This is a genomic window from Paenibacillus sp. FSL H7-0331 (assembly GCF_001956045.1).
Genome location: NZ_MRTH01000010.1, coordinates 71,150 through 84,393 on the forward strand (window position 1 = coordinate 71,150; position 13,244 = coordinate 84,393).

At 45.7% G+C, this 13,244-nt stretch carries 13 protein-coding genes and 1 riboswitch; all 13 genes read right to left on the reverse strand.

Annotated elements, in window-relative coordinates:
• Positions 1 to 136 precede the first annotated feature (136 nt).
• The 13 genes from BK127_RS16380 to BK127_RS16450 all read right to left on the reverse strand — a co-directional run bounded on the left by BK127_RS16380 (position 137) and on the right by BK127_RS16450 (position 13,109).
• Entirely contained in the window at positions 137 to 1,786 is a 1,650-nt protein-coding gene (locus tag BK127_RS16380; protein ID WP_076232060.1) for a cbb3-type cytochrome c oxidase subunit I, read from the reverse strand.
• A gap of 23 nt (positions 1,787 to 1,809) precedes the next feature.
• Complete coding sequence (locus BK127_RS16385) at positions 1,810 to 2,301, reverse strand: cytochrome c oxidase subunit II (RefSeq protein WP_076232063.1); 492 nt, start codon at positions 2,299 to 2,301, stop codon at positions 1,810 to 1,812.
• A 31-nt stretch (positions 2,302 to 2,332) separates the two neighbouring features.
• Entirely contained in the window at positions 2,333 to 2,458 is a 126-nt protein-coding gene (locus tag BK127_RS16390) for a cytochrome c oxidase subunit 2A (RefSeq protein ID WP_076232065.1), read from the reverse strand.
• A 382-nt stretch (positions 2,459 to 2,840) separates the two neighbouring features.
• Positions 2,841 to 3,929, reverse strand: a complete 1,089-nt coding sequence (locus tag BK127_RS16395) for a GerAB/ArcD/ProY family transporter (RefSeq protein WP_076232068.1) — start codon at positions 3,927 to 3,929, stop codon at positions 2,841 to 2,843.
• A 17-nt stretch (positions 3,930 to 3,946) separates the two neighbouring features.
• On the reverse strand, positions 3,947 to 4,171 hold the full coding sequence (locus BK127_RS16400; RefSeq protein WP_076232071.1) for a hypothetical protein: 225 nt from the start codon (positions 4,169 to 4,171) through the stop codon (positions 3,947 to 3,949).
• Positions 4,171 to 5,334 (reverse strand): Ger(x)C family spore germination protein, encoded by a 1,164-nt coding sequence (locus tag BK127_RS16405; protein WP_179097510.1) that lies wholly within the window; start codon positions 5,332 to 5,334, stop codon positions 4,171 to 4,173. Before BK127_RS16405 ends, BK127_RS16400 begins: the two co-directional genes overlap by 1 nt.
• Positions 5,331 to 6,935, reverse strand: a complete 1,605-nt coding sequence (locus tag BK127_RS16410; protein WP_076232076.1) for a spore germination protein — start codon at positions 6,933 to 6,935, stop codon at positions 5,331 to 5,333. Before BK127_RS16410 ends, BK127_RS16405 begins: the two co-directional genes overlap by 4 nt.
• A gap of 217 nt (positions 6,936 to 7,152) precedes the next feature.
• On the reverse strand, positions 7,153 to 7,824 hold the full coding sequence (tenA, locus tag BK127_RS16415) for a thiaminase II (RefSeq protein WP_076232078.1): 672 nt from the start codon (positions 7,822 to 7,824) through the stop codon (positions 7,153 to 7,155).
• A gap of 44 nt (positions 7,825 to 7,868) precedes the next feature.
• Positions 7,869 to 8,678, reverse strand: coding sequence for an energy-coupling factor transporter transmembrane component T family protein (locus tag BK127_RS16420; protein WP_076232080.1), 810 nt, complete (start codon positions 8,676 to 8,678; stop codon positions 7,869 to 7,871).
• A 57-nt stretch (positions 8,679 to 8,735) separates the two neighbouring features.
• On the reverse strand, positions 8,736 to 10,286 hold the full coding sequence (locus BK127_RS42450) for an ABC transporter ATP-binding protein (RefSeq protein WP_083689382.1): 1,551 nt from the start codon (positions 10,284 to 10,286) through the stop codon (positions 8,736 to 8,738).
• Positions 10,286 to 10,873 (reverse strand): ECF transporter S component, encoded by a 588-nt coding sequence (locus BK127_RS16440; RefSeq protein ID WP_076232082.1) that lies wholly within the window; start codon positions 10,871 to 10,873, stop codon positions 10,286 to 10,288. The genes BK127_RS42450 and BK127_RS16440 overlap by 1 nt, the downstream gene beginning before the upstream one ends.
• 107 nt (positions 10,874 to 10,980) lie before the next feature.
• Positions 10,981 to 11,086, reverse strand: a riboswitch (TPP riboswitch).
• A 96-nt stretch (positions 11,087 to 11,182) separates the two neighbouring features.
• Positions 11,183 to 11,947, reverse strand: a complete 765-nt coding sequence (locus tag BK127_RS16445) for a hypothetical protein (protein ID WP_076232085.1) — start codon at positions 11,945 to 11,947, stop codon at positions 11,183 to 11,185.
• Positions 11,948 to 12,143: 196 nt separating this feature from the next.
• A complete protein-coding gene (locus tag BK127_RS16450) occupies positions 12,144 to 13,109 on the reverse strand; it encodes an acetylxylan esterase (protein WP_083689363.1) in 966 nt (321 codons plus the stop codon).
• Positions 13,110 to 13,244 lie beyond the last annotated feature (135 nt).

The following is a 13,244-nucleotide window of genomic DNA, read 5'->3' on the forward strand; positions in this document are numbered from 1 at the left end:
GTTCCTCAATTCTTATAAGCTTTATGTCTCAAGTAAGGATACCATATATTACGCTTAATAAATAATTATTTCATATTTTCATAGACTTTATTCCTAAATAGGAGTATTATAAAATATTTATTTGGAAAATTTTACTCTACCACGTAACCATACCTTTGGCCCCTACACCCGGATTGTTCAAAAGCTCCATGACAGGAACCGTGTAAGCCACAAAAATCAAAACTACCAATATGGCCACCCAAATGCTCCATTTTTCAAAAATAGCAGGTGTCGGTTCCGCAGTTTCCGTAACCTCACCAATCGGATACTCTGTGTAGCCCTTTGGTGCTCTCAACAGCAGTATCACATTCATAACAATCATTAGTACTCCAATGAAGAGAATCGTTCCGCCGATTGCCATCACCACATGGTAAGGCATCCATAATACCGCGTCAGGATGGTCCTGATACGTTGTAAACGCAGTACGGCGAGGTGATCCCAGCAATCCTACCGTATGCATCGAGCTCGACATAAAGAACATACCAATGAGCCAGGTGATCGTCTGGGCAATCCCCAGCTTATGCAAGAGCGGTGTAAGCACCCGTCCGGTCATTGCCGGAATTAACCAATAGGTTATCCCAAAGAACGTCAGGGCCACGCTGGTTGCGACTGTCAAATGAAAGTGCCCGGTTACCCATAACGTATTATGAACAACGGCATTCATCTGGTCACTAGCATTAATAATACCGCCAGCACCTGCCGGGATGAAGATCAGCATCCCCATAAAAGGTGCGAAAAAGCGAACATCCTTCCATGGCAGCTTTTTCAACCAGCCAAACAATCCCTTGGCACCGAGCGATCGACCATGCAGTTCAAAGGTCGCGAACAGTGAGAATGCCGTCATTAGTGATGGAACCACGACCATAAATGTCAGAATGACCTGAACATACTTCCATACAGGTGATATCCCCGGCTCCATTAATTGATGGTGAAGTCCGACCGGAATCGAAAACAACAAGAGCATAATGAACGACAGCCTGGCCAATGCATCACTGAATATTTTGCCGCCAATGATTTTGGGAATAATCACATACCAGCAAATATAAGCGGGAAGCAGCCAGAAATAAACCAGCGGATGTCCAAAATACCAGAATAAGGTCCGACTCAGCGTCACATTCACCGTTTCCACCCAACCAAACGACAACGGAATCAGCTGAAACAGCACTTCCACAGCTACGCCCAAAGTAGCAATCAGCCACATCAGCATGGTAACGACTGCCATAAAGGAGAACAGCGGTGACAGCTTGGCTTTATGCGTTCTTTTCCAATATCGATATTGGATAAAAATACCAAATCCACTCATCCAGCTGCCTACGACAATTAGTACCAATGCTACATAAAACCAGGGTGATGCCATCATCGGCGCATAAAAGGTGTACAGCACGGTTGCCTTGTTAAGCAAAATCAGAATCGTAGCGATCACCGTACCTGCCGTCATCATGAAAAATCCAAGCCAACCCAGTGATCTGGATATGGGCAGCAGCTGGCCGCCCAACGTTCGAGCCACACCAGAGTACAAAAATCCAATAATAAAATAGGTCGTAAATACGATCGCCATCAAAATACCATGTGCCGTCAACAGCTGGTAATAGCCAATCTCATAAGGAAGCGTTATACTCCCGCTGCGCACCAGACCTTGGAGTAAGCCCGCCACACCTCCAAGCAGCAGTGCCAGAAAAGCGAACAGAATATGAGCCAGCACCAGTCTCGTATCGCGGCGGTCAAATGCTTGTTCTTCAGTTATCATCTTACTCAACACTCCTCATGTAGTCATTTCACAATAATCCGTGTCTGCATCATTTCGTGTGCGATACCGCAATATTCGTTACACAGCACCAGCAGCTCTCCAGCCTTGGTGAATTTGTACGTCATTTGGGTGATTTCCCCTGGCACGACCATCATGTTCACATTCGTTCCCGGAATCTCAAACCCATGAACAACATCCTTACTCGTAATGTGAAAATGAACAGTTGCCCCGAGCGGAATTTCCATTTTCTCCGGTCCGTATCCAAAAGCGAAAGCAAGCATGTAGGCGTCATATTCGTTCTCGCCGATTTTTTTCAGACCCAGCTGATTGAACGGCGCCGTTGATTCCACTGTTTCCGGATTCACGGTCTCACGCTGCGCACCATGTCCGCTGTGCTGCTGGCCTGGCGGCTGTGCTCCCTGTGCAAATGCACCGACACCCAGCACGATTAAAAATACAACCAGCATGGACACCCCAAATAGTAACCAAATCTTTTCATATCGATGTAAATGCATGTGACCATCTCCCTTTGATCTATGGTAGTTATTAGCCGCGGGCAATAAAGAGTGCATAGACTCCTAGCCAGCTTACCGCGATAAAAGCTCCGAGCAGCAGGACCGACACAAGGGTCCCTTTTAACGATTCATCATTGTGCTTGTGCTCCTTTTTCATCCTGATTCCATCCTTTCAACTGTGCTTTCTGTGCTTATTGTAAAAGGTTCCAGCCTTCATCAACTATGATATCGATCACAGCTGGAGGGCTGTAAAGGTGAACGTTGTATGGCGAGAGGAATCAGGTGAATAGTGTCGCTGCGCGGCCATGGTGTTCTTACGATCGCTGTCGTTTCCGGAATTTTTTGAATGGATGACATTTATCGGTGAAATTCCGGAAACAAAAGCGAACGCTCCGCTTCTCCAGAACACCACGGCCGCTTCGCTTATATTCACCTGACTCCTCTGTAGGAGAAGTAGAGAGCATAGCAAAAAAGCTAAGTCCGAGGCGCTGCCCTTGGACTTAGCTTTTTTTATGTTTATAGAACAAACATTTATCGATCTATCCCTGCTTCACACGAGAAGAACGGATCTGATCCACCACAAAATACACAATGGGAATCAAATCTACTAACAAAAGAAACGTGAATTCTCCGTGTCTATACAGTTCGTCGAATTCTGGTTTTGACCTGACCATATATAAAGATAAACCAACCACGATAACCGTCATGAATAATGAGAAAGGCTTGTGGTCCTTTAACGAGAAGGTATGCGTTACACAGATAATAGCTATATATAAAAACAAACTGATCTTGATAAACAAACTTGATAACCAGATTGCGATAAGTACAGGATCCAAATTTTCAAGAGTGGCTGCGGCCCGGATGTAGCGTATCAGTTCAAGCTGTGGATACTGCAGGTTAGCCGTTAAGTCGGGACCAAAAACCAATATTATCGAAATCAGATTCGTCAGTACAATAATTACCGACGTAATTACAGCCCATATCAACGATCTCATTGTCTTGTTTTGACTGGTGAAATACGGGAAGAGGAAGGTGATAAACGTCATTTCAGCATACAGTGCTGTGACCATATAGGTGCCGTTCCAAATACCTTTCATTTCAAAATGATTGAACATCGCTATGGCCATATGATAATTGATTTCCTTGTGCACAAAAAAAGGAACAATCAGTACTCCAGCCACGCTTAAGAAAAAAATCCCCTGTGAGCTGCGAAAAATCGTTCCGACTCCGGAACGAACCGCATAGGCAAGGCATATCCCGAACATGGCAGAAACAGCCCATCCCGGTGTAGCGGGCAAATAAACTTCTATCATAAAATCCTGTAACTGCCGCAAAACCGACGCTGCGGCAAACATGAACGAAAATATCATCATGATGATCAGTGGATAGTGCAGCCATTTACCCAAAATTTCCTTGCCGTAACTCCCCAAAAACTGAGTTGGCCTTTTAATGGCCAGCTTATAGGCGAAATAAGTAATCACAATCCCTATAGCTGAACCTAGAAGTAAGGACAACCAGGCCGTATAACGGCCATGTTTCACTAGGGTGCTCGCAAAGAAACCCAGTGTCGTAGTAAACAGAAAATGGGAGAACAGCATATAAATCTGCGATTGGGATACCCGTTCCAATGTTGAGATCCTCCCTTTCATTCCTGCATGAGAATGATTTTTTCGATGGGTGCAAATACCGTTTGAATGACGTCACCAACCGTCCATTGTTCTCTAAAATAAAATATGGCTTCTAATGCGATAAATAGGAGAGCTGCGGTACCCAGTACGCATTGAATAGTCCGCTTTTTGCGTTTTTTTAACGCCATATAGCGCCATTCAAAGCAAGCAATAGTGCCAAACAAGATGCCGATAATAATCATTACTCTGCCTCCGATTCCATGATAGCATGCTGAAAAGTACCCAGACGTGTGATCGTAACATCCGTTTGTACGTTTAACCTCATCTCGCTGCTATAGACATCCCGCCAATTAGGCTTGATGCTTTTCCACTTCGTCGGATAATGCCAATCTATGTAATTTCCAAGTTGGAAGGCATCTGAGCTTACCGCTCTTGTCTTCGCAATCGTACTTATTATTCGCTTCTTGACTACCAGATTGAGACTTTGTTCGAGTTTCTCTAATTGTTTTAAATCCTTTAAATTAATATTCGAGCTCGAAGCGAGCACTTCAGCTTCAGCATTACTTTGGAGTTGTATTTCGATCTGATCTTCTTTGATTCGTGGACTTATTCGTGTATTTGCCCTTTGTACGATAAAGCTTATATTTTTACCATCGGTCGGCGAAGGAAGTGAAATTTCCGCATTCTTCAGTTTTCCAAGGATCCATAGTCCCCCCCGCATTTCACTTTTATTTAACGTACTTACCATTTTCCCCTGCTTAAAAATAGCCGCCCCAGCGGTACCCATCCATTTTTGTTCTTTTTGCTTTTCGCTTGCAATTTTTTTCGTTCCAAATCTGAGCATAGGCACAACCATATCTCCCCCGTTGTAGTTCGCCGCAAGAAAATCTTTTATAGTCGTATCCAGGACCACGTGGGTTTCCCCGTATGCCGTTAAGATGTCCGAAGGGAATCTTTGGAATATGGCCGCGATGGATTCAATTTCTCGGGCTCTTCCGGGTGCTACAAACAGGTAGGCATTAATATGCATCGCGGGTTCACGAGCAATAAAATCCAGAATAGGTTGGATTCCCGCCTCTGCCAATTCTCTGCCGACCACCACAACACGTGTTTGTCCGAAGCTGATTTTACGTGACATATCTGATTGCATTTTTCGAAAAGCTTCACTGATATCAATGCCAGTTTCATTAATGTACGTGTACGGCTTACCGGTTTGCTCCCCCGATCCTCCTCCTGCTGATCCAGGAATCAACCGATTCGGCAATGTAAAGTCGAGAGATAATTCTATGCCGGATTTGGTTTTATCCAAAACCATCATTCTTACAAAAGCACGATCATTTAATTCGACGGATGACCAGCAGCCTGTAAGTAAAAGCAGGGACAATAAAACAAATATTGTTTTCAATCCCCATTCCCCTCCTGTTCTTGCGCCCATTTACGGGAATCAGCTTGCTGTCTCGTACGGTTGGCTCCCGATATGGACGGACGTTTGTTCATCAACCACCAGGGTACCCTTAAGAAGGTGTCCTTCAGATCACTTATCATCAAAGGGGCAAAGGGAGACAGATAAGGCGTTCCGAACGAACGCAAATTGATGAGATGAAGATAGATAAGAATCATCCCGCAGGAAATCCCGAATAAACCAAAGATCCCCGCTAAAATCATGATTGGAAAACGCAGCAACCGAAAGGCCAAACCAAGATCGAAGTGTGGAATAATAAAGGAGGCAATGCCTGTCAGCGAAACAATAATAACCATCGCTGCCGATACAATCCCCGCTTGAACGGCTGCAGTGCCAATAATGAGGGCTCCGATAACGGATATCGCTTGACCGATCGATTTGGGGATTCGAACCGCCGCCTCCCGTAATGCTTCGAAGGAAATCTCCATCATGATGGCCTCTATGAGAGCTGGAAAGGGTACAACCTCCCTAGATGACGTTACCGTGATCAGCAGCTTTGCCGGAATCATCTCCGGATGGAACGTGGTAACTGCGATATAAATGGAAGGCAATAGTAGTGATGCCATGAGAAAGATATAACGAATCCAGCGTATCCACGTGGCTGCAATATACCTCTGATAATAGTCCTCCGCGGATTGCATCAGCATGAACAAAGTGGTAGGCGCAAGTAGAACGATTGGTGAGCCATCCACCATAATAGCCACCCTTCCTTCCAATAAGGAAGCCGTAACCGTATCGGGACGCTCGGAATACTGCAACTGCGGGAAAGGCGAAAAGGGGAAATCTTCAATAAAATCCTCCAGATAGCTGTCGGCCAGAACACCATCGATTTCAATTTGTGATACTCGTTTATTCACTTCATCTATTAGCTCTTGCTTGCAAACTCCCTGAACATAAGCGATAATCACTTTGGTTTGTGTCTTTGTACCGACCAGCAGCATTTCCGTCTTAAAATCAGGCGTTTTCAGTCGTCTTCGGATCAGGGTTAAATTGACTTCCAGGTTTTCTATAAATGCTTCTCGCGGCCCCCTTAAGACCGCTTCATTAGGTGCCTCTACAATTGATCGGGTCTGATAAGAAGTGAATGGGAATTCGAGCAATCTCGGCTCACCCTCAACAAGCAGCAAAGCATGTCCATTTAGAACAGCCGTCACACCCTCTTGCAAGGTAGTCAGCTCTGTAAGGTCGGTGACAGACAACTGCTTCAGATTGAAGATCTGATTGCGGAATTGGTTTGCATCTTGAGTCTGGAGGGATAAGATACGAGCCAAGACTTCTTCTTGAATCGTTTTCTGGTCAATCATGCCTCTCAAATAGATCAATGCGCACTCTTGATCAGGACCGGCAATGAATGTATGATAAACCACATCGGAACAGTTGCTTAATTGCTGACGGATCCAGTTCAGCCGATTCTTGAAGTTTCCGGCATTGATTATGGAAATCTCAGAGTCGGTTAGAGCCTGATTATTAGGAGGAGCTTCCTTATAATGCTGCTTTTTGCCACTTCTAATTTGTTTTTTGATAAGCCATTTAAATAACGACATGATGTGAATATCCTCTCGTCATAGCTGTAATCCTGCCATAATCAAACAGATCATATAAAATTTAGTATCCCCATGAAGTGATCTGCTTATTACAAAAATGGCAGGTATAGTCAGAGACATAAAAAAGCTGTAAATGACGCAGGTTTCCCTGCTTCATTCACAGCTTGTTATTGAGCTTATTGATGATAGCGAATTTTTACACAATTGGCATTTGTTTCTACGCACCATAGGTGGGCCAGATTTCTTGTGTATAAGCCATCTCCCAAAAGTTATATTCATAATGGCTGCTAATCACAAAATGCCGTTTCATTCGCTCACGGTCTGCATCTGTAACCTGCTCGGCAATTTTATCTAACCGATCAATTTGCTCCTGAACCAGCTCACCAAAAGCTTCGCCCCCATAGGTGCTGATCCACTGCGAATAGATCGGCTCCTCGGGCTTATAAGCCTGTAGACGCTCGCCAATTTCATGATACAACCAGTAACACGGCAGGATCGCCGCTACAATATCACCTAAATGTCCGGAATAAGCCGCACGCAGCATATGAGATGTATAAGCATAAGCCGTTGGTGACGGTTCAAAGGCTGCTCGTTCCTCATCGGAAATACCCAACTGCTTCGCAAAGTCCTCATGCAGCGACAATTCGGCATTATACGTGCTCTGCACATGGGCAGCCATCCTGTTGGAGTCATACAAGCTGTCTGCCTTGGCCGCACCAAGCGCCTGAACCCGAGCAAATTGAGATAAATAATACGCATCGTTCAGTAAGTAATGACGGAAGCAGGACAACGGCAGTGTGCCATTGGCAATTCCTTGTACAAAAGGATGCTCAAAACTGGCCTGCCAGCTTACATCGACAGCTTGACGCAATTGATCACTAAACTTCATGGATATTGCCCCCTTGTGTTGGTTTTCTTGATCCTCGAACTTTATTATCCGTTCACTTGATATCTGACATCACCGATATGAAAATAAGGAGCGTGCTGACCGGTATACCAAGCAGCGCCCAGCATCACCGCCAAATAGAGAACCAAACCCAAGTCGGCGACGGAAAAGCCGATACGGTAATAATAAGTACGCTGACGTACGGTCGAGAATCGCTTCGCCTCCATCGCTACTGCAATCCGCTGTGCACGGCGAATACTTTGTGCCAGCATGGGAATGGCATACACCTTCAGTGTATCGTATATACCACGCAAGCCCATGCGCCGCTTCACGCCACGAACCTTCATAGCCATCTGCAGCGTTTGAAACTCACCGATCATCATCGGCAGGAGGCGCAGCGCCGCCATAAAGCTGTAAGCATATTTGGCCGGTAGCTTGCACTGCTGCATCAGCGAATAAAACAAGGCAACCGGTCGGGTCGTTAACGCAAACAGCAAGCCACTCAGTGCCATGTTGACGGTTTTTAAACCGATATGCACCCCACGAAAAAAGCTTTCCTCGGTCACACGTATAAGTCCCCATTGCAGCCACATTGCGTCTCCTTTACCGAACATCATCATCGACATCGATGAGGAGACAAACAGCAGACCAAATGGGAGACATAGCAGCAGCAGCCTGCGTATGGGGTGACCCGTACAGCAGAGCAGCAGCACCAATTGAACAGCCGTAACATTAATCAATACGTTAATATTGTCGGTCAGCAGCACTACAAAAAACATGGCAATCGACAACAGCAGCTTCAATCCGGGATTGACACGGTGCAGCCAGGTTTCCTTGAAATCCAAAGTATGATGCACAATATTCCACTTCCTTATCAACCTTCACTGGACACAGCAAGCTTTATAAACCTTCGCTTACAAGCTGCCCTCTCCGACAAGCTCAACCTCATCGCCAGCCCCTTTATACAAGCGATCATCCTTATCAGCAATTGAATTCAGATAGTCTGCAGGGCTAAGATCTGCTGTCAGCTTCCCATGATCCACGACCCACACACGCGTCGCAAAATAACGGACAATATCCAAATCGTGGGTGACCATAATGATCGACGTTCCCTTTTGCCGCCATGCCTCCAGCTTCTCTAATATGGCGAAGGTATTGGCAGCATCCTGCCCAAAGGTCGGTTCATCCAGAAGCAGCAGCTTCTGATCCTTGAACATGGCAGTGGCAACACTGAGCCTGCGTTTTTGGCCAAGTGAGAGCTGGTAAGGATGAAGAGCTCTTTGACCATACAGATCAAACTCAGCTAGTAATGCTTCAGCTCTACTTGTGAAATCAGCTTGTCCATCAAGCTTAAAACCAAATGACGCTTCATCGATCACCGAATTGGTCACGAATTGCATTTCCGGGTTTTGGAATACATAAGCAGCTGTCTCTACAACATCTTTAAAGCCCCGTACCTGCTGACCCAGCAGCCTGTAACTGCCGCTTGTCGGGATCAATTGCATCATGGCCTGCAGCAGCGTGCTTTTGCCTGCGCCATTATGACCGACAACGGCAATCCATTCCCCGACTGTCAAGCTTAGCTCAGCGACTGCGATCTTGGTCACCCGACGTCCTTGACAACCATTGAAGTTATGCAGGGCTAGCGTCTCTGTATCAGCCATAGCAGCGGACGCCGTCTTACTGCTCAGTTCATTGCTTCGTCTACTTGCAATTTCTTTAAACAGTGGCTCATCCGAATAGTGCTCCCATACTCCAGGATACCATATGCCATATTCCTGAAGCTCCACTCGATAATCGGCAAAAATCATTGTTGGAGTACCATCGGCCAATATCTCTCCATACTTATTAAACAAGATGACACGATCAACAAAATCGATGATCTCATCAATTTTATGCTCGACAATGATGATCGTTTTGTCCTGCCCGACCGCTTTGATCGTATCCCATACTTCTCGGGTTCCTTCTGGATCAAGCAGTGAGGTGGGCTCATCCAGAAACAATACCTCCGGCTTTAAAGCCAGTACAGACGCTATGGCCAACCGCTGCTTCATCCCTTGCGACATGGAGCCAATCGCTACGTGATTTTGTTCAAAATTCAGCCCCACCTCGCGAAGTCCACTCTCGATAAGCTGCGGCATTTCTGCCCGCGGCACTCCCAAGTTCTCCAGTACAAAAGCCATCTCTTCATCTACAAAGGGCATACAAAACTGCGTATCGGGATCTTGAAACACATACCCCCAGGAGGAGGGAATCTCAATAGCATCACATTTCATCGGAATCTCGATAGCCTGCGGAATTAAGCCAGTCAGCACCTGCAGCAAGGTTGACTTGCCGCATCCGCTTGGTCCCAGCAGCAGCACCTTCTGCCCTGTATACAATTCAACAGAAAGATCCTCGAACTGCAGGGAAGGGCTTCCTGCAAATTTCAAGCGTAAGCCCTTGACCGAGGCACATACGTCCATCATTGCTTACGCTCCAGCGCATCGAAGTCAGCCTGGCTGGCTGGACGGACCAGTTGGGTAACACCCGTTGCCTCCAGTGCCTTAACAAGACCGTACGAGCAAAGTCCGGTAAAGAAGATGGACCCGATAATCCGGAATACAAAGTACAAAATCAAATTCCAGGATTCAAGGTCAAGCAAATAGCCTTTGAAAGCATCAAACACAAGCGATGCAATAGCCGAAGCTACACCAGCCAAGCAAGCAGCTGTGATCGAAAAACGGCGATAAGCAAACAGTAGAAATATTAATTCCGCTCCAAGTCCTTGGGCGATCCCATAGGTTAACGCTTCAACTCCGTACTGAGAGCCTGCGATCAGCTCACCGGAAGCTGCAGCAATTTCTGCAAGCAGTGCTACACCCGGCTTACGAATGATCAGAAAGGCAACAACAGCCGCCATAAACCATACGCCGTACATCAACTGATCCAACTGGAAGCCTGCGAGCTTCACCACATTGGACACATCTCCCCACAGACGGTAAATGATCGCAAAGACAACAGAGATGACGACCGTGACCAGAATATCGGTCAATTTTAAACCTTTGGACATATAATACCCACTCCTTCGATTATGGGGGCTGTTTGAACCGATAAGTGAGTGCCAAAAAGACCACTCCCATATCGGAAGTGGTCTGCATGTATGAATCCATTACACGCTTCGAGTGCTCTCCACTTCCCTACGCTGGTTTCATCCAGATCAGGTTCAGAGGGTTTAGAATCTATGGATTCAGTCTCAGCCCAAATGGCTCCCCTAGTGACAACCTTCATATTATCAGGTTTGATCAAAATGTCAACGACAAAAAAATAAGACAAGCCCGCATTCAGGCTTGTCCACTGTACAACTTTTTACGAAAAACGCTTATTCAAAGTAGGTGTATTCCCATTCGCCTTCTTCAGCCGTCCATGAAGTTGCGTCTGTATATTCAGGTACGCCTGTGAAAATCAGTGTGTATTCTTTCATTTCTACCGGTTTCAAGTGAACAGGCAGATCAGTAAAGTATTGGTTAGCTACTTCTTTGGAATCGCCAGCATCATTATGAAGAATAATTTTCACACTTACTTTTTGCACAACATCAATGTTTTTACCGCCAGTGTTTGTGAAAACACCGGACGCTTTCAAACTACCATCTTCATAGAACACTGAAAGTACTGAGAAATCAAGCGCTGCCGGTGCTGTATCAGCCGCTGGTGCAGGAGCTGCCGCTTCTTCTGCCGGTGCTGCTGCTGGTGCATCATCAAAGTATGTAAATTCCCATTCGCCTTCTTCAGCCGTCCATGAAGTTGCATCTGTGTACTCAGGTACATCAGAGAAAGTCAGAGTGTACTCAGCTGCTTCACCTGGTTTGATATTCAGCTTTAAGTCTGTAAAGTAGTGATTAGCTACTTCTTTGGAATCACCAGCATCGTTGTGGAGGATGATCTTAACGTCTACTTTCGTTACATCTGCAATGCTTTTGTCCCCTGTGTTCTTAAACTTACCTACTGCGGTCAAGACACCGTTCTCATAAGCTACCGATGTGATCTCAAAATCCATTGCTGCATCAGCAAATGCCAGTGAAGACATACCAAGCAAACAAGCCCAAAGCATAATGGAAACCGTTAGAAACTTTAATACTTTTTTCATCATTTTTCACTCCTATTTTATATGTAGTAAGACCTACTTCACAACATTATAATCTGCTTTTCTTAATAAAAAAGAAATATAAACAATACTTTAGAATTAATTTGTCGAAAATGTGTATAATTTGAGACTACCGGATATTAAAAGCCGTTTACCTCCAAATCGGAAGTGAACGGCTCTGTGATTTCACTGATTTTACTTACAGATAAGCTTCTATGAAACGCATCATTGCCTCTTCATGGAAAGGCAATCCCTCATGTCCGTAATCATGGTACAGTCGAACTTCCTTTGGACCAGCCAAGTGGTTGTAAGCAGCAAAGCAGGTCGAAGGCGGGCATGTGATATCCTGCAAGGTTATCGCCATTAAGGTTCTGGCCTTGATCCGGCTTGCCATATTCATACCATCGAAATAGCTGAGCGTTCTATACACCTGTTCTTCCTGTCGATGCTCGGGATCATACCGACGGAACCAGTTCTTGATTTCCACATAGGGTCCAGAAGCATGAATCTCTACAGAACGGCGGAAGTGGCTTAGGAAAGGAAATACAGGCAACGCCAGCTTCGGACGAGAATCCAGTCCCGCTGTGGCGAGTGCCAACCCACCACCTTGACTACCCCCATATACTACAATTCGGCTGGCATCCACTTCTTCGCGTGAACATACGAAATCAAGAGCACGAATACAATCCAGATACACCTGCTTATAATAGTAAGAAGCCGGATCCAGTATGCCCAAGGTCATCCAACCTGGAATACCTCCCTGGGGATATTCGGCCCTATCTGGTGTTAAGCCACCCTGACCTCTTACGTCAATCGCCAAAGCCGCCATTCCCATCGAAGCCCATTGCAGCAGTTCGTTCGGATAACCGCGATTGCCCGAATAACCATGATATTTGACCAAGACAGGCAGTGAACCGGGTTGATGTTCACCCTTCGGAGTTACGTACCAACCATGAATCGGTGTGCCATCCGCTCCATCAAAAACTACATCATATATCGAAATCGATTTCAATGGATGATCTTGCACGAGACTTACTTGTGCATGAAGAGGCTTTTGATTTGAAAGCGCTTTGGCGTTATCCCAAAACAAGTCAAAATCAGCCTCGTTCGTAAGCTCAGGCTTATAATCCTGAAGCTGGGATAAGGGCATATCTACATTAGGCAAATGGAACAGCTCCTCTTGAATAAAATGGGCTAAATGAATGATCCTCCTGCTTATTGTACCAACTATTCGGTGGCGCGCAACCTATTTTTATCCATACCGGAACCTCCGGCCATCCTCAGAAAAAGCTTCTTTTTT

Coding starts and splice junctions, on each gene's coding strand:
- BK127_RS16380 (WP_076232060.1), bottom strand. CDS start 1,786: ATGATAACTGAAGAACAAGCATTTGACCGCCGCGATACGAGACTGGTG.
- BK127_RS16385 (WP_076232063.1), bottom strand. CDS start 2,301: ATGCATTTACATCGATATGAAAAGATTTGGTTACTATTTGGGGTGTCC.
- BK127_RS16390 (WP_076232065.1), bottom strand. CDS start 2,458: ATGAAAAAGGAGCACAAGCACAATGATGAATCGTTAAAAGGGACCCTT.
- BK127_RS16400 (WP_076232071.1), bottom strand. CDS start 4,171: ATGATTATTATCGGCATCTTGTTTGGCACTATTGCTTGCTTTGAATGG.
- BK127_RS16410 (WP_076232076.1), bottom strand. CDS start 6,935: ATGTCGTTATTTAAATGGCTTATCAAAAAACAAATTAGAAGTGGCAAA.
- tenA (WP_076232078.1), bottom strand. CDS start 7,824: ATGAAGTTTAGTGATCAATTGCGTCAAGCTGTCGATGTAAGCTGGCAG.
- BK127_RS42450 (WP_083689382.1), bottom strand. CDS start 10,286: ATGGACGTATGTGCCTCGGTCAAGGGCTTACGCTTGAAATTTGCAGGA.
- BK127_RS16440 (WP_076232082.1), bottom strand. CDS start 10,873: ATGTCCAAAGGTTTAAAATTGACCGATATTCTGGTCACGGTCGTCATC.
- BK127_RS16445 (WP_076232085.1), bottom strand. CDS start 11,947: ATGAAAAAAGTATTAAAGTTTCTAACGGTTTCCATTATGCTTTGGGCT.